The following is a 15,829-nucleotide window of genomic DNA, read 5'->3' on the forward strand; positions in this document are numbered from 1 at the left end:
TTATCCTTTTTCGACAACTTTTTTTCCTTTCTCATCTTTCTTAATTAAAAAGCCTCCTTCAATTTTTAAACACGAACCTTTTGCGACATAAAGCCAGCCAAGATATCCTTTTTTATCAGAACCCATGACATTTCCTGCGCATTCAAAAGTAGTGCTTTTTTTGTACTTATTTTTAAAAGCAGCATTGGCAGCATCAATATCTGTTTTATCTACTGCACAAGAATTCATTTCTTTTTTTTGAATTCCGAAACATTTTTCAACTTCCTGGGAGATGACAACATCTGCTTTGTTTTGTGCATGAATAGTTAGAGCAATACTATTAAGTGCTGCTGTTATTATTATTTTTTTTGCATGCATATCTGTCATCTCCTATTGATAATTATTTCTTTAACTTTTCTATTTTACCTTTATCATCCATTAAAAAACCACCCAATTTTTGACATTCTTCTTTGGAAACTTTTGTCCAATTTAGGTTACCGCCTTTTGCAGCGCATTCTGCTTTTCCAGAACATGAGTGTTCCATAGCTTTTCCAAACTTAGCACTTAATTCTTTATCTTTTTTAACAGCTTCAACTTGAGCTTTGTTTACTCCACAACCAGCTTTATCCTTTGCTGTAGCTTTTGCTCCACAGCTATTTACCCCCCAGCATTTCACTTCTTCAGCAGATGCTGCAGAAATTGCTCCCATTGCTAATCCAGCGACAGCTGCACTAAGAACTAATTTACTTTTGTTTGACATAACAAATCTCCTTAAAAAAATTATGGTTTACGAGTCCCTTCACAGGCAATGTTTATAGTAACTGTATCTCCAACAACAGGTCCTGCTTCCACAACTGCTTGAAAATTAACACCAAAATCTTTCCGATTAATCTCAGCAACTGCTTTAAAAGCTTGAAGAACTTTTGCATTATCTTTTATTTGGCCATTATATGTAACTTTAAATGTAACTGGTTTAGTAATACCTTTTATCGTCATATCTCCCATTAATTCAAATGTTTTGTCTCCAGTTTTTTTGGCTCCTTTAGATTTAAAGGTCATAACAGGAAATTTCTTTGCATCAAAAAAATCTGGGCTTTTTAAATGATCATCTCTTTTTTTCACAGATGTATCAATTGAATTAATTTCTGCGGAAGCATCTAATTGGGTTTGAGTGAAATCTTCTGGGTTAAATTTAAAAGTTCCTTTAAATTTTTTGAATTCTCCTGTAACTGAGCTAATAACTAAGTGTGCAACTTCGAATGAAACTTTAGAGTGATCAGGATCTATAGAATAGTCCTTTGCAACTTCTGCTGCAGCTATTACTGTTTCCGTTTTCTTATTTGAACTATTGGCGAGAACATTTAAAGGAGTAACTATAAGAGAAGTTAACAATAGTAACTTTGAGAGATCGATAGAGCGCATGTCTTACCTCTTAGTATTAGCAAACTTTCTATGTCGTATTAGGACAAATTTCATCCTTAACAAATTAATAAGCATTTTTTAAGATGTCAAATTTAATAGTTAAGTTATTAATGTTAAGTTAATTCAACTGAGTTTTTTGCTTTATCTAAGAATAAATTTAAACTAGGGTAACGATCTCTAGCTTTAAGTGCCCAATACAATTGTTTCCTTGGTTGTTCATGTCTGATTAATATATGGAGAAGAAGTTCTTCATCTGCACTAATGCTTTTTTTTTCTTTTTGAATTTTCTTAAGTTCAAATGTTGCTAAACTTCTTATTTTTTCATCAAAACATTCATGTTTTTTTCGGAAAGCATTTAAATCATCTATATCAGAAGTTTCTTCTCTATATTTATTCATATAATGAAACCAAGCTCCAACGAGCATAGATAGGGATGGTATTTCTTTTGAAAAAAAGTTAATTAATGCAATAATCTGATCATATGGATGATTTTCTAAAAGAAGATTTGCAAAATTTTCTTCTTTTTTTAAATCCATTTTATTTCCATGTTGATTTGCAAATGTTTCTACAATTTTTTTTACTTCTAGCGTTTTTTCATCACCAATATTTTTCTTTTCTTTTTGTATTTTATTTGGAAATAATAATGCTTCTTCACTTGAAATTGATACTTTTATAGGGCTTACTTTAGAGCCGATATTTTTTTGTGGTATTAGAGAATGTAAATTTTTTGCATCCCCTAATATTCTTTTTTTGGGTTCAGGAGAGCTCCTTAAGTTTTTCCATTTAGAAGGATCTAAATTCATTTTAATAATAAGGGTTTTTCCATGTTTGTTCGAAACTGTTATAATATTGCTCTCGGTTAATTCATCTAGGGCGAGTTTAACTTGACGCTCTGTAACACCTAATAATATAGATAATTCAGCAGCACTAGACACTAATTCGTCAATTCTAGCTACTATGCAATTTATAATATACAAAACAAGCGAGTAGCTACAGGATCCAAGTCGTGCTACTGCAAGTACTTTAAACCCACCTCTTTCTAAGAAGTTATTAAGATTCACCTGTGTTTCCCTCCAACAAAGTACACTGAGTTAAATACTATCTTAATTTTTCCGAAACGGAACAAAAGAATAGAAGAAAGAGGAACTGATAATGTTACAACGTTTTCTTACCATTGCAGATATCCCAGAATTACGACCAGACCCCATTCAGACAGATAAAAATATTCCTGAGATTGAAGTATTTATTCCTGTTGATGTTTACTGGACAATTCAAGAAATAATAAAAAATATGCGTTATGCAAGAACTGCTGATTTATCAATTGATAAACTTTGGCATGATTTTAATAAACTGATCTATCCTTGTATTATGCTAGAAAAGGATAGAATGTGGTTTAGAAGGAATGTAGGATAGAATTATTCAAATAAAAATACAAATCCACCTTGTAAAAATACACCGGAAGTAGACAGAGCAGGACTCGGATTAATATTGTAGGCAATAGATAAACGTAATAAAATATCAGAAAGAAAAATACCTAACTCTCCAGGAGTAACTGAAAAAATAGGAACTAAACTGATGTCTAAATTTGCACCAAATTCATATATAGGACTATATTTTGTAACTCCTAATGGTTTATTATTGTTTGGATCTAAACTAGCTGCATCAGAGTCTTCACGCATTCTTAAAGCTCCAACTCCAAAGTAGACTCCTGGCTGAAGATAAGTCCAGCGCGGATGACGAAATCTAGCGCCTGCAATTCCTTCTGCTATCAAAGCATAAAATTGGCGATTAATAGGTTGTTGCGTGCCAAGCATACTAGAATTATCAGATCCTTTATTAAAAACATATTTTCCTTGTAATCCTAAAGAAAGTCCAAGATAATCAAAGAACCACCAAATGTAATTAGCACCTAATTCAATATGCACAGTTTGTTGAGAGCTATAATATTTATCATAATATGTCTTATCATCTGTTGGCATTAATATACCACCAGTTATAAAAAGATCATAATTTGGTTGTTCATCTTTAGCATAATAATAGTTTAGAGATTTATCTCTAATTTCTTTTTTGGGTGGTGAATGAGTAGAAGGTGGCATAATATTCTTGTTAATTTTTTTAGATGAAGAATTGGGATTTTCTTCTTCTTTACTTGCCTCTCCATTTTGTGGATTTGTTTCAGATATTTCATCTTTAGAATTTTGAACAGGTTTATTTTTATCTTCAGAAGTTGTAGCAGGTTGTTGCTCTTCTTTAGCAGATTGCACAGATTTACTTTTATCTTCAGAAGTTGTAGCAGGTTGTTGCTCTTCTTTAGCAGATTGCACAGATTTATTTTTATCTTCAGAAGTTGTAGCAGGTTGTTGCTCTTCTTTAGCAGATTGCACAGATTTACTTTTATCTTCAGAAGTTGTAGCAGGTTGTTGCTCTTCTTTAGGTTGATGAATACTAATGGATTTTTCATCTAGAATTTGAGTAGGAAGTTCTTGTGCTCCTGCTTCTTGTATAAAAATATTTTTTAAATTTTTTCCTGATTCAGATAAAAATTCATTAAATGATTTCATTAGACCCGATAATTTATACAAACCTTTCCCAGACTTTTCAAAAATAAAATTTAATGCAGGCTTTAATTTGGGATGTTCATCAAGCCATTGCGCCCAATTTTGAGCGTGTTGATAATAAAATTTAGTAAATCCAATTGGAGTTAAATATTCATCTCTTAAAATTCTCCAGTAAAAAACTGAAAGACTATTGGGGTCTCCAGATGCTGCAGTTACTACAAAACAATCTTTTGTTTTAGCTAAATCAGGAGATTTATCTGTGCTAGCAAGTGGAATATTTATTCCAGTAACGTAACTAATATTTGAGTGAGCTAAACTATAATTTGGTTTCAAAGTACTTGAGGAAGTATCATATGCATAATTTAATGCCCAAGCCATAACTCCATATATATCACCATTTTTTATGTTACCTTTACTCCATGTGGTTTGGCTCCCTGGGACATATACAACATTATAACAACCTGAAGGTGTTCCGTTGCTGTCGCTTGGAATTGTCTTTGGATTTGAATAGCTTGGGGTATATGGAATAGCTGCATTATCTGCAGAAAGAGCAGCTCCAGAAGCAAGCGGTAGAATGCCAGTCATACCTGCTGAAGTGCACCCTATTGCGCTAGAAGTGCCACCTGCTTTAAATGAACTTTGATAAGGAGTATATGTGCAAAGATAAGAGTTTGCATTTGCAGCACTTAAAGCTGCGGGATTGATTTGAAAACTCCAATTTCCAGGCGATGCTCGACACCCTGTTGATTTCCCTTTTGAGTCAGTATCCAACCAATAAACAATAATATATCCAGAAATTGAATTATTAGTTGTAGCTTTTAAAGAAGATGAAGTTGAATCAGCCAATACTGCTGAGGTATCACTTGGTCCTTTAAGTTTTACAACAAAAGCTTGATCTTGTGCTACTATTTCTATTGTTGGAGCGTTTATCATGGCCCCTTGATCGGCTTGCCACTGAAAGGCAAGGGAGTCTTTAGCTATTGGAGAAGATCCATTATAGTATAAAGGTTGGAGTGTAATGCTAGAGTTTGACATCTTACTAACAATATCTGTTGATAATTGATTGCTAGCATTTGTAAAATCAAGTGTGACGACAACAGTTCCAACAAAATAATTTTTTCCGCTTGCAGTTAAACTTAATTTAGATGAAACAGTTATATTTCCTAAATTTCCTGCCCCTTGATAATAATCAACAGGAGACGCTGAAGATAAACCAAAGCGGATACCCCATTTACTTTGATCATAATTAAATCCATCAACATTGCGAGCATCAAGAGCAACTGAATAAGTAAACTGAAGTTTACCAATACTACCAGGTATTGGATTTCCACTAGATATATATTTTGTTGGTGGAGCAAAAGTTCCTGTACTTTGATTTGGCTCAAAAATAAGAATACTAGAAGATGTACATTGAGCATTACTAATAACACTAGAATCACAAGTATTTAAAGATTGAGAAAAAGCAAATTGAATATGTATTATTCCAGAAATTAGAATTATTAAACTAAACAAACTTTTCATTTTTTATCTTTCACATGTTACTTTTGTAAAATAGCTTGAATTGTACCATTTATAGCACAAGTGTTTATGACTTGGATTGCATTTAATGCAGCACCTTTTCGGAGATTGTCACAAACTAACCATAATGAAAGTCCATTTTCAAATACGGTTGCTTTTCTCAACCGACTTACAAAAACTTCATCTTTTCCATGACATTCGCGGGGAGTTACAAATTGTCCATAGTCTTGTAATTCTTCATCATTATTAGTTCCATCTACGACTAAAATACCTGGAAAATTTTGTAACTTTTCTTTGATTTCAGATAAATTAAATGCTTTTTCCAATTCTAAAGTAACGGATTCACCGTGACCTACCAAAGTAGGAACTCTGACACTGGTTGCAGCAATTGGAAATTTTTTGTTGCTAAGAATTTTTTGAGTTTCAGCAATAATTTTTGCTTCTTCATCAGTATCCCCGTTATCTAAAATTCCAGCAACATAAGGAAATACATTAAAAGCTATGGACTTTGGAAACACAGTTGAAGGTGTGCTTGTGAGATCTTGTTGGTTGAAAAAATTTTTTGCTTCATCAAGCAGAGTATCTATTCCTGGTTTTCCAGCACCAGAAACACTTTGATAGGTTGAAACAATTACTTTTTTAATTCCAAAATTTTCAAGGATAGGTTTTAACACCATAACTAGGGGAATAGTACAACAATTAGGACTTGCAACAACTGGGAATTTTTTAAGAAAACTTTCAGTTAACATCTCACCATTTACTTCAGGAACAACTAGAGGAACATCGGGGTGCGTTCGAAAGGCAGAGGACTTATCTATACATAATATTCCTTTTTCAGCTAGCTTAGGAATATATTCAGCTGAAATACTGGCATCGGAAGCAAATAGAACAGCATCACATTCAATAATTGATTTTAATGTAATTTCTTCAATGGTAATTTTTTTATTTTTAAAGGTAACTTTTTTTCCAGCTGAAGATTTAGATGCATATAGTTTTAAATCTTTTACTTTAAAACCAGGGAAATCATCATGTAATAATTCAAGTGCTGTTTGGCCAACCACTCCTGTGGCTCCAACAATTCCTATCGTTAGTTCTAGCATACAAGACCTCTAATATAAAACTTATTCTGAGTTGTGTCCTGCCTCAAAAAGTTCTTCTTCTTCAGCTGCTTTATCTTTCCGAGTGAAAATCCATAAAACAGGACCATGAAAGCAATATATTATTAAAAAGAGCGCTAGGGAAACAATAAATTGCAATATAAAAATTATTGCACAAATGATTAAAACTGCAGCTAAAACACGAAAAGGTCTTTTTTTAGGGAGACGCATTGATTTATGGCTCAGATATTCAAATGTTGATATCATTCCAAGTGCAAGTAAGAACATAATAATGAGGAGAGTAATGTTTCTAACATCAGGAGTTGTCAAAAATTGAGCCAGAGAAACTTCCCAAGCTGAATGTTCATTTAAGCTCCATGTAGATAACTCATTTTGAGCCATAATAAATACGGCTAGAGGAGCAGCGGCCATGGGAATTGGAATTCCAGTAAAATTGCCACTTGTTTTTCCCATTGCACTTTGAACATTAAATCGTGCTAATCGAAGAGCACCGCAAGCAGCAAATATGAAAGCAACACAAAAGCCTAACCGAAAAAAATCGTTTAATGCATAATTATAAATAACTATTGCAGGTGCTATTCCAAAAGATACTAAATCACAAAGAGAGTCGAGTTGAACTCCAAAAGAACTTTGAGTATGAGTTAAGCGCGCTACACTTCCATCTAATCCGTCACAAAGACCAGCTGCTAATATAGCGTATGCAGCAAAAACAAATTCTTGCGCATTTCCACTAATTCTTCCATCAATAGAGTATTTTATAGCCAATAATCCAAAGAAAAGAGATGCAGACGTAATTAGATTAGGTAACAGATAAATACTGGATTTAACTTTCTTTCTTCTATCGATAATATGCGTTACATTATCATCTTTTAAATTGTTATCTTGCTGTAATTCAGAATTCATAATTTAGTTCCTTCTAGCATTTTTAGAACTGGTCCTGGTTGTCTTCCATATTCAGGAGTGAGAGATTCCACTGGCAAATTTTTTTCATTAAAAATATTTTCCAATCCAAAATAAAGATCAAAAAAAGTAACAAATCCAGTAGATTCATCCTCTGCATTAAAATCTGCTAATTGTAATTTACAAGCATCCTCGCTAAATTTTGTTTGGCATTTGCTAAGAAGATCTGGAGTTAAATATGTAGTAACTGGAATTAAACTCACAAATGGATTGCCTATTTTTATTCCATTAATAAAAGCACAGCCTAATCTTAGTCCCGTGAATGATCCTGGTCCAATACCAACAGCAAATGTATTTATGTCTTTAGTATGAAGACCTGAATTATCAAGTGTAAATTTAAACAAATCATATAAATTTTCAGCTGTTTTAGCTAAAACTCTTGCAAATAAAATATCGTGATATGTAAAATATTCATATAAAGAAGTTTTTTGATTGCTATGATAGCTTGCATTTAAAAAAAGATCTGTTGGTTCATTTAATAATTCTCCAATTTTTTTTTCATCTTTTAAGACAGCAATTCCTACACCCCTTCTATGAGTTTGTATTAACACAAGTGGAAATTTTATTTTTTGTAGCTGCATTAAATTATCCCTTTAATGAAAACGAATAAGTCGCAAAATATCATTGTAAAATACAATAACAAATAAAGTTAAAAGAATAAATATACCTATTCTTTGGACAGTGATTTGAATATTTTTTGGCAGGGATTTGCCATATGCAGCTTCTACTAAATTTAAAAATAAATGTCCTCCGTCTAATGCCGGAAGCGGTAAAAGATTCATCATACCAATATTTGTACTGATGAACGCCATGGTCATTAAAAAAATAATTAATCCACCTTTTGCTGCTTCTCCTGCTACATTCGCTATTGCAATAGGTCCTCCTAAATTTGATAAAGGTATAGAACCTGTGAAAAGCATTTTTATTGCGTTGTAAGTCATTTGAATTTGGTTCAAAACAGAATGAAAACTTTTTTCAAGAGCAGAAAATAAATTATTTGCTTTCGAAATTTCATTTGGAAAAGCAATGCTTTGAGTTAAAAATTGAATTGGGAAATCTAAAAATAAAGTAGATCTATTTAAGTGATCATATCCATATCTTAGAGGAATTTCACAATTTAAATTTGTTAGAGTTCCATTTTTTTCAAGCATAGTCATATTTACATTAATGCTCTTATTATTTTCAGGTAATATTCCTTTAGTAGCACCATCTATCCATGAATAGACCTGAAGAAGAGAAATGATCTTACCTTGACCAGCAATTGAATAAATAGTTTGACCTTCTTTTAATCCACACTTTTGCCAGGCTGATTGTGCAGGAAACTGGATATCATCTTTTCCTTTTGCTGTAAAATTAGCTATAGATTGATCCGTGGAAAGAATACGATATTGCCAATTTTCTTTGGATTCTGAGACATTTTTTTTAATAATATTATTTGCCCAAGATTTTAATGATGGATTGTTAAAGTCTACAATAATATTTTTTTCAGCATTATTTCTAATTATTGTAATGTTAAAAATGTTTTTACTAGATTTGTTTTCAATAATATTACTTGCTAATTGATATTCAGAGTCAGCATTTAATTTAGTCTTTAAATAAGCTATTAATTCAAATAAAAATTTAACTTCTTTATCATCTATTTTAGTAACTTTATCGTCTGATTGAAGTCCAATTTCAGAAAAAAAACTTGAGGGTTGAATTACTAAATTTGCTGAGTTAAATATTGGTGTAATACCAATTCTTCCTGAAATTTGCTTGTTACCTAAAGTAGTCTCTACTTCCTCTTTATTAGGTTTAATGGAAATATTTTTCTTAACACCATTAGAAACTACATCTAATAATAATACTTTTTCGGCTGAAGTACTAATTTTAGTAGAAAGATCTGACCAGCTTTCAATATTTTTATGATCAATAGAAAGAATTTTGTCTCCAGTTTGTAAACCACTTTTTTCTGCAACAGAATTTGGAAGTACACTTATTACAGTTGGTTTATAAGGGACTCCATATAAATAAATAAAAGTCATTACTACTAAGCTTAAAATAAAATTAGCGAAGGGCCCAGCAAAAGAAACAATTGCTCTTTTATGAACTTTAGCATACAAAAAAGATTTTTCTTTTTTTTCTGGAGGTATATTCTGTTCAATATCAGAACCATAAAATCTTACATATCCGCCTAAAGGTAACCAATTGATTCTATATTCTGTTACACCTTTTTTGAATGAAAAGGCTTTAGGTCCAAAACCAATACTAAATTCTTCAACTTCTATTCCAAAAGCTTTTCCAGCAAGAAAGTGGCCTAATTCATGGACAAAGACAACAATGCTTATCAAAATAATGAAAGCAATAATTGTATTTGAAAGAATTGAATGCAAAATTTCCATTACTTATTTGTTACCTCTTTAAAAAGATTTTTGATTTATTTTTTTTATTTGCTCAGAAGTCATGCCAAAACGACGTTCTCTTAATGTAAATTGTTGTATTAAATCAACTAATTTTTTTGTATCAAAATCTGGCCATAGTGATTCACTAAAAAATAATTCGGCGTAAGCTAATTGCCACAATAAGAAGTTACTTACTCGTATTTCACCACTTGTTCTGATAAACATATCTAATTGAGGCAAACCTTGTGTATCGAGACATTCTTCAAATATATTTTCATCAATGTCGTTAGGATAAATTTCTTTCTGATTTACCTTTTCCACTAATTTGCGAACTGCTCTTAAAATTTCGCCTCTAGCCCCATAACTCAAAGCTATGCATAAATGCATTCCAGTATTAAATCTTGTATCATGTTCCAAATTTTCAATTAACTCTATAATGTCCACAGATAATTTTCTGCGATCACCAATCACTCTAAATTGGACGTTATTTTCCTTAATTCTTGCATGCTCTTTTCTAATATACCAGCGTAATAAACCCATTATCCCGCCAACTTCTTCCTCTGGGCGCCGCCAATTTTCATCTGAAAATGCAAACAGAGTTAAAGCTTGTATTCCAATATTCCCACAAAATTCAGTTATTTCTTGAACTCGTTCTACACCTTTGCGATGACCTGCTATTCGTGGAAGATGTTTTTTTGTTGCCCATCTACCATTTCCGTCCATAACGATGCCTATATGCTGTGGTAGTTTAAGAGGATTTAGGTCCCATTGTTCACAATATTTATTCATAGATTATACCCATTATTAAATATATCACCTTATAAAAACGATTTCTTAAACTATCAAGCTACTGGCCTAGATAATCTCATTTTCAGAAATGCAATCTGGCATAATTAATAACTGTAAAGCAAGTATGATATAACGTGAAATAGAATTGACAGGCTTTTCTACAACTATTAACCTCAAGCGCTCAAATATGCTGATAGCGTTTACAAAGTTGCAGGAAGCCAATATGTCAAAACAAATACCACAAATTAAAAAAACCGCGCTAAGTACTCAAGGTTACAAAGGTACTCGTGATTTTTTCCCTACGGACCAACGGTTAAAATCTTTTCTAAATTCTAAAATTCATAGACTTATGATGTCTTATGGATATGAAGAGTATGCAGGGCCTTTTGTGGAACATCTAGAATTATACGCCGCTAAATCTAGCGAAGAAATTGTAAAAGATCAATTATACTCCTTTAAAGATAAAGGCGATAGAACTCTTGCTATTCGACCCGAAATGACTCCCACTCTGGCTAGAATGGTTGCAGCTAAACAAAGAGAATTGCTCAAGCCTATAAGATGGTACTCTATTCCTACCTGCATGCGTTATGAACGCCCTCAAAGAGGCAGACTAAGAGAGTTTGATCAATTAAATGTTGATATATTTGGTGGAAATCCACTTGATGAAGATATAGAAATAATACTCACTGGAATTGATATTCTAAAATCCTTGGGAGCTTCTTATCAAGATTTTTCTGTTAAAATCAATCACCGTGGAATAATTAATTCTTTTTTAACTAAAATATTAGATATTGATTTTGATAATATTCCTCCAATTTTGCGTTTATTTGATAAGAAAGACAAACTTTCGGAAGAAAATTTTCAAAGCCAATGTAAAAATTTAAATTTATCAGATGAAAATATTATTAAAATAAATTCTTTTATGAATGCGAGTATTGAAGAAACAATCAAATTACTTGGTGAATATTCATCAGAAGCTAAAGAACTAAAGTTAAGGATAGATATTTTAAAAGAACTCACTTCTGCTGAATGTATTGTATATTCTCCTGAAATTATGCGCGGATTTGATTATTACACTGGGATGGTTTTTGAATTTTTTGATCGCCATCCAGCTAATCAAAGAGCACTTTTTGGTGGTGGACGATATGATAATTTAGTTGGAGCCTTTGGTGGAGATGAACTACCTGGAGTTGGCTATGGAGCAGGTGATGTTGCACTACTTAATTTTATGGAAGTTCATGGATACTTACCAAATTTAATGAAACAAACAGACATTTGTGTTCTTCGATTTTCTGAACAAGATAGAATGACTGCTTTGAAATTAGCTAAAATCTTAAGAGGAATTGGTTTAAATATCGAGTCTCCTGTTTCTGTTTCAAAATTTGGGAAGCAAATTCAATATGCAGAAAAAATAGCTGCAAAAGCTATAGTTTTTCAAGGTGAAGAAGAAATTAAAAATCAAACATTTTCAGTTAAATGGCTCAAAACTGGTGTACAAGAAAATTATAACTTAAATCCTGAAGGTTTAGACTCTTTTAGAAAGAAAGTATTAAATAATTAATTTGACCTAGATTACCATTTTTTCAATTCTCTTATTGTTTTTTTTATTTGAAATTTCTCATTTTAATAGTATGTTACCTACTCTTAATCGCTGATTACTTTTTTCGAAACTAGAGAGGTAACATAAACGATGAAATATATCATAAAGTTTTTTTTCTTATGTTCATTATGTATATTTTTTAATGCTAATTCACTAGAATTAAATCAGCGTTTTAATATTCAAGACGATATTTACTATGAATTTAAAAATTTTTGTAAAAGTCATATAGAAAATAGTAAGAATGATTTTATAAATGCTACAAAAGATAATTTACCAACAGAGCTTTATGCTTTTTTATTAAGTTATTGTATTGAAAAAAAGATTAATAGATATTTTTATGCAAAAGATATAAAAATAACTGATAAAAATGAAGTTCATAGAATTTTAAGTACTCTGGTAGATAATAGGATAATGCAACTAAAAAATATTAGAAATAAAACTTCACAAGAAAAAATAATGTGTTTTCAAAATTTGTTATTTGATACATCTTTTGGGAAAAAATATAATGAAAATGCTTTTGAATTTACTCTTGTTAATTTATATGCTGGATTAAAATTTGATTGTGAAGTTAAATTTTATTATTAAAGTAATTTGATATTTCTATTTTTAATTTATTAAGTTTTTTTTGATTTCTGATATCATGGTATTTGAAAAAACATCTATATTATCATTAAAATAGAAATGATCTCCATTAAAATCAAATATATTACAGGAATTATTAGTAAAGTTTTTCCAATTGTTTATTAGTTGTTCTTCAATAGCAGTATCTTTTTTTCCATAAAAAATTGAAATTGGAGCTTCTATTTTATTTTTTAGTTCAAACGAGCTATTTAAATTATGATAGAGTTCTAGATCATGGCGTAAACTTGGTAAAAATAAATTTAAAATTTCCCTATTTTCTAACAATTCATTAGGAGTTCCATTCACTTTTCTTAACCAATTAATTAATTCTTCATCATTATATGTATATAATGGATTAGTGTTTTTGAGTGGATTAGGTGGATTTTTGCTTGAAATACCGAGCCATTTGATGTTAATATTATTTATTTCTTCTAGATAATATGCTAATTCAAATGATATATGTCCTCCTAAACTATGGCCAAAAATAGCTATATTTCCTGTTTCAAAATTATCTAAGAAATTAGAAAAAAAATGATATAAATCCGTTCTTTCTTTTAAATATGAAGAATGCGAATGGTAACTTCTTAAAGGTAGATCAATAAAGTAAATTTCCCAATTTTTTGGAAAATGTTCAGTAAATTTAAAATAAAATGCAGCATTTCCTCCTGCATGATGATTTATTATTAATTTAACTTCGGGATGATTTACTTTATTTGCGATGAAGATATTTTTACTTGAATTATTCAATTTTTTCTCCAATCCTTAAAATAAGAAAAAGATATAATATGCTTGCTGGAAATACTAATCCCTAAAAAAATATTTAATTAAATTAATATAATATTTTTTTAGATAATATTATTTGGCACTGAAGTAATTTTATTATAATAAATTATCAAATATTTAATAATATATACGAGTTGTTAAGTCAACTTATCAACTCGTATAAAAGTTGAAGAATTTAAAATTTAACTCATACAAGATGGCTTCGTAACATCCAAGCTGTTTTTTCGTGTTCTTCAATTCTTGCTGTAAGAAAATCAGCTGTTCCTACATCTCCTGCAGCTGTTACTTCATCGATCCAAGTACGTAAATTACGAATAATTGTTTCATGGTCTTCTGCAAGTACCTTAAGCATTTCCATGTCTTTTGGTATATCTTTTAGTTCTTTTAAACAAGTTAGATCTTTTAATTGATTGTATGTGGCCGGAACGTATTCACCTAATGAACGAATTCGCTCTGCAATTTCATCTAAGCTTGAAAAAAGAGAATTGTATTGTTCATCAAATAATTTATGTAATGGTTGGAAAAACATACCAGTTACATTCCAATGGAATCCATGAGTTTTAAAATAAAGAAAATAGGAATCTGCTAAATAATTTGAGAGTATGCTTACCACTTTAGAAATATTTGATTTATTGATTCCAATATTAGCTTTCATTGCAAGTCCTTTCTGAGATGAAGAAAAATTTCATCTCAGAAGGAGTAACACAAAAAATGAAAAATGACTACTATTTTAGAATATGTCTAAAAATATATTTATTCTATTTTTCTGGTCTGACATAGTCTAGTAAATGTTTTTTAAGATGTTTAGGTTTTAAAGCATGAATTTCAGGGACAGAATCTGCTAAAGGGAGGGCATATTCAAAAAATTCTTCAGTAACTCCGTTTTCTTCTTTATTAATCATGCTTCTTGGCATGAGTTTTGTCTTTTGGGCTACTAATTTTAAATCGCAAAGTGAAGTTTCACATTTATATGTTGAACCAGGTAGTCTTACTAATGTTACCATTTTGTCAGATTCTCCTTTCATCATATAATGCACAGCCATTGAACCAACTAAAAAAGCATCGGCTTGATCAGATGCGGAGGCCATTCCTGCAAGGGAGCGTTGCAAATATCCTAAAGTATCTGCTCTACAACGTAGCTTTCCAAACGCAGAATTATAAACCAGATTTTTTTTGATTAAATTAGAAAGATAGTCTCCCAATTTTCCTGAACTAGAGAGCAATGCATTACCAAACTCATCAACTTCGCCAGCAAATTTTTCTTCTCCAAGTTGATCAGCTATTCCTTCTGCGACTACAATGGTCGCTCTTCCTATTCTATTGTATGTTTTTTGCACATCAGCAAGGAATTTTTTTTCATTAAATTCTACTTCAGGAAGATAAATAAGATGCGGACCTACTTCATCATCATCTTCAATATCAATATGACCTTTCTTAGCAATTGCTGTTGCAGCAGCAATCCAACCAGCGTGTCTTCCCATAACAACGTTAATCTTCACGCTATTAAAAAAGCTTCTATTGTCTAAATCATCTCCAGCAATAATATGTGATACTACTTTTGCAACACTGCCATAACCGGGGCAGTGATCAGTAACCATCAAGTCATTATCTATTGTTTTTGGAATATGCAGAATTCTAACATCATAGTTTCTTTTGTTTGCTTCTTCTCTAATTAATTGAGCGGCCTCAGCGGAATCATTTCCACCATTGTAAAATACAAATTTAATATTATGAGCTGAAAAAACCTCAAATATTCTATCTAAATCACTGTGTCTAGGTTTAATGCGAGCCGAACCTAATGCAGCACCTGGGGAAACAGCAATGGTGCGCCAAACACGAGTATCTTCTGCTGATAAATCTATTAAATTTTCATACAAAACACCATGCAAACCATGGTATGCTCCTAGAACTCTTAGAATTTTATCTGGATAGTCACGACTTGCTCCCATAATTCCAGCCAGTGATTGATTAATAACAGCCGTAGGACCGCCTGATTGAATGATGAGAGCGTTGCCTTGAAGTATCATTTTTATTCTCCAAAAAAGAAAAATTATAGCAAAATATGCTATAACTATATAACTGTAAAATTACATTTATAAT

At 31.3% G+C, this 15,829-nt stretch carries 16 protein-coding genes; 3 read left to right on the forward strand and 13 right to left on the reverse strand.

Annotated features, from left to right (window positions below; genetic code table 11):
• The 4 genes from GOY08_RS13945 to GOY08_RS13960 all read right to left on the reverse strand — a co-directional run bounded on the left by GOY08_RS13945 (position 1) and on the right by GOY08_RS13960 (position 2,462).
• Positions 1-357: a BufA1 family periplasmic bufferin-type metallophore gene (locus GOY08_RS13945; protein ID WP_158999536.1), complete on the reverse strand. Its 357-nt coding sequence runs from the start codon at positions 355-357 to the stop codon at positions 1-3.
• A gap of 22 nt (positions 358-379) precedes the next feature.
• On the reverse strand, positions 380-739 hold the full coding sequence (locus GOY08_RS13950; RefSeq protein WP_158999537.1) for a hypothetical protein: 360 nt from the start codon (positions 737-739) through the stop codon (positions 380-382).
• Between the two features lie 20 nt (positions 740-759).
• Positions 760-1,401: a YceI family protein gene (locus GOY08_RS13955; protein WP_158999538.1), complete on the reverse strand. Its 642-nt coding sequence runs from the start codon at positions 1,399-1,401 to the stop codon at positions 760-762.
• A 113-nt stretch (positions 1,402-1,514) separates the two neighbouring features.
• Positions 1,515-2,462, reverse strand: a complete 948-nt coding sequence (locus GOY08_RS13960) for a hypothetical protein (RefSeq protein ID WP_158999539.1) — start codon at positions 2,460-2,462, stop codon at positions 1,515-1,517.
• Between the two features lie 91 nt (positions 2,463-2,553).
• On the opposite strand from GOY08_RS13960, the gene GOY08_RS13965 reads away from it, so the two are divergent.
• Positions 2,554-2,814, forward strand: coding sequence for a hypothetical protein (locus GOY08_RS13965; RefSeq protein WP_158999540.1), 261 nt, complete (start codon positions 2,554-2,556; stop codon positions 2,812-2,814).
• 2 nt (positions 2,815-2,816) lie between these two features.
• Here GOY08_RS13965 and GOY08_RS13970 read toward each other — a convergent pair whose 3' ends face one another.
• Genes GOY08_RS13970 through GOY08_RS13995 form a run of 6 tightly spaced genes read right to left on the reverse strand, consistent with a single transcriptional unit; the run spans position 2,817 to position 10,725 of the window.
• Positions 2,817-5,480: a hypothetical protein gene (locus GOY08_RS13970; RefSeq protein WP_158999541.1), complete on the reverse strand. Its 2,664-nt coding sequence runs from the start codon at positions 5,478-5,480 to the stop codon at positions 2,817-2,819.
• 17 nt (positions 5,481-5,497) lie between these two features.
• The gene (gene asd / locus GOY08_RS13975) at positions 5,498-6,577 is read right to left on the reverse strand and encodes an aspartate-semialdehyde dehydrogenase (protein ID WP_158999542.1); all 1,080 of its coding nucleotides are present in this window, start codon (positions 6,575-6,577) and stop codon (positions 5,498-5,500) included.
• Positions 6,578-6,598: 21 nt separating this feature from the next.
• On the reverse strand, positions 6,599-7,498 hold the full coding sequence (gene pssA / locus GOY08_RS13980; RefSeq protein WP_158999543.1) for a CDP-diacylglycerol--serine O-phosphatidyltransferase: 900 nt from the start codon (positions 7,496-7,498) through the stop codon (positions 6,599-6,601).
• Positions 7,495-8,136 carry a hypothetical protein gene (locus tag GOY08_RS13985; RefSeq protein ID WP_158999544.1) on the reverse strand — a complete coding sequence of 214 codons (642 nt, stop codon included), beginning with the start codon at positions 8,134-8,136 and terminating at the stop codon, positions 7,495-7,497. The genes pssA and GOY08_RS13985 overlap by 4 nt, the downstream gene beginning before the upstream one ends.
• 12 nt (positions 8,137-8,148) lie before the next feature.
• A complete protein-coding gene (gene rseP / locus GOY08_RS13990) occupies positions 8,149-9,936 on the reverse strand; it encodes an RIP metalloprotease RseP (protein ID WP_158999545.1) in 1,788 nt (595 codons plus the stop codon).
• A gap of 18 nt (positions 9,937-9,954) precedes the next feature.
• The gene (locus tag GOY08_RS13995; protein ID WP_158999546.1) at positions 9,955-10,725 is read right to left on the reverse strand and encodes an isoprenyl transferase; all 771 of its coding nucleotides are present in this window, start codon (positions 10,723-10,725) and stop codon (positions 9,955-9,957) included.
• A 223-nt stretch (positions 10,726-10,948) separates the two neighbouring features.
• Between GOY08_RS13995 and hisS the strand changes: the two genes are divergently transcribed.
• The gene (hisS, locus tag GOY08_RS14000; RefSeq protein ID WP_158999547.1) at positions 10,949-12,286 is read left to right on the forward strand and encodes a histidine--tRNA ligase; all 1,338 of its coding nucleotides are present in this window, start codon (positions 10,949-10,951) and stop codon (positions 12,284-12,286) included.
• Between the two features lie 129 nt (positions 12,287-12,415).
• A complete protein-coding gene (locus GOY08_RS14005; protein ID WP_158999548.1) occupies positions 12,416-12,910 on the forward strand; it encodes a hypothetical protein in 495 nt (164 codons plus the stop codon).
• Between the two features lie 21 nt (positions 12,911-12,931).
• Here GOY08_RS14005 and GOY08_RS14010 read toward each other — a convergent pair whose 3' ends face one another.
• The 3 genes from GOY08_RS14010 to GOY08_RS14020 all read right to left on the reverse strand — a co-directional run bounded on the left by GOY08_RS14010 (position 12,932) and on the right by GOY08_RS14020 (position 15,756).
• Positions 12,932-13,693 carry a thioesterase II family protein gene (locus GOY08_RS14010; protein ID WP_158999549.1) on the reverse strand — a complete coding sequence of 254 codons (762 nt, stop codon included), beginning with the start codon at positions 13,691-13,693 and terminating at the stop codon, positions 12,932-12,934.
• Positions 13,694-13,916: 223 nt separating this feature from the next.
• Positions 13,917-14,384: a Dps family protein gene (locus tag GOY08_RS14015; protein WP_158999550.1), complete on the reverse strand. Its 468-nt coding sequence runs from the start codon at positions 14,382-14,384 to the stop codon at positions 13,917-13,919.
• Positions 14,385-14,487: 103 nt separating this feature from the next.
• Positions 14,488-15,756 carry a diphosphate--fructose-6-phosphate 1-phosphotransferase gene (locus tag GOY08_RS14020; protein WP_158999551.1) on the reverse strand — a complete coding sequence of 423 codons (1,269 nt, stop codon included), beginning with the start codon at positions 15,754-15,756 and terminating at the stop codon, positions 14,488-14,490.
• Positions 15,757-15,829 lie beyond the last annotated feature (73 nt).

The organism is Pigmentibacter ruber, from assembly GCF_009792895.1.
Lineage (GTDB): Bacteria > Bdellovibrionota_B > Oligoflexia > Silvanigrellales > Silvanigrellaceae > Silvanigrella > Silvanigrella rubra.

Coding starts and splice junctions, on each gene's coding strand:
- GOY08_RS13945 (WP_158999536.1), bottom strand. CDS start 357: ATGCATGCAAAAAAAATAATAATAACAGCAGCACTTAATAGTATTGCT.
- GOY08_RS13950 (WP_158999537.1), bottom strand. CDS start 739: ATGTCAAACAAAAGTAAATTAGTTCTTAGTGCAGCTGTCGCTGGATTA.
- GOY08_RS13955 (WP_158999538.1), bottom strand. CDS start 1,401: ATGCGCTCTATCGATCTCTCAAAGTTACTATTGTTAACTTCTCTTATA.
- GOY08_RS13965 (WP_158999540.1), top strand. CDS start 2,554: ATGTTACAACGTTTTCTTACCATTGCAGATATCCCAGAATTACGACCA.
- GOY08_RS13970 (WP_158999541.1), bottom strand. CDS start 5,480: ATGAAAAGTTTGTTTAGTTTAATAATTCTAATTTCTGGAATAATACAT.
- asd (WP_158999542.1), bottom strand. CDS start 6,577: ATGCTAGAACTAACGATAGGAATTGTTGGAGCCACAGGAGTGGTTGGC.
- pssA (WP_158999543.1), bottom strand. CDS start 7,498: ATGAATTCTGAATTACAGCAAGATAACAATTTAAAAGATGATAATGTA.
- GOY08_RS13985 (WP_158999544.1), bottom strand. CDS start 8,136: ATGCAGCTACAAAAAATAAAATTTCCACTTGTGTTAATACAAACTCAT.
- rseP (WP_158999545.1), bottom strand. CDS start 9,936: ATGGAAATTTTGCATTCAATTCTTTCAAATACAATTATTGCTTTCATT.
- GOY08_RS13995 (WP_158999546.1), bottom strand. CDS start 10,725: ATGAATAAATATTGTGAACAATGGGACCTAAATCCTCTTAAACTACCA.
- hisS (WP_158999547.1), top strand. CDS start 10,949: ATGTCAAAACAAATACCACAAATTAAAAAAACCGCGCTAAGTACTCAA.
- GOY08_RS14005 (WP_158999548.1), top strand. CDS start 12,416: ATGAAATATATCATAAAGTTTTTTTTCTTATGTTCATTATGTATATTT.
- GOY08_RS14015 (WP_158999550.1), bottom strand. CDS start 14,384: ATGAAAGCTAATATTGGAATCAATAAATCAAATATTTCTAAAGTGGTA.
- GOY08_RS14020 (WP_158999551.1), bottom strand. CDS start 15,756: ATGATACTTCAAGGCAACGCTCTCATCATTCAATCAGGCGGTCCTACG.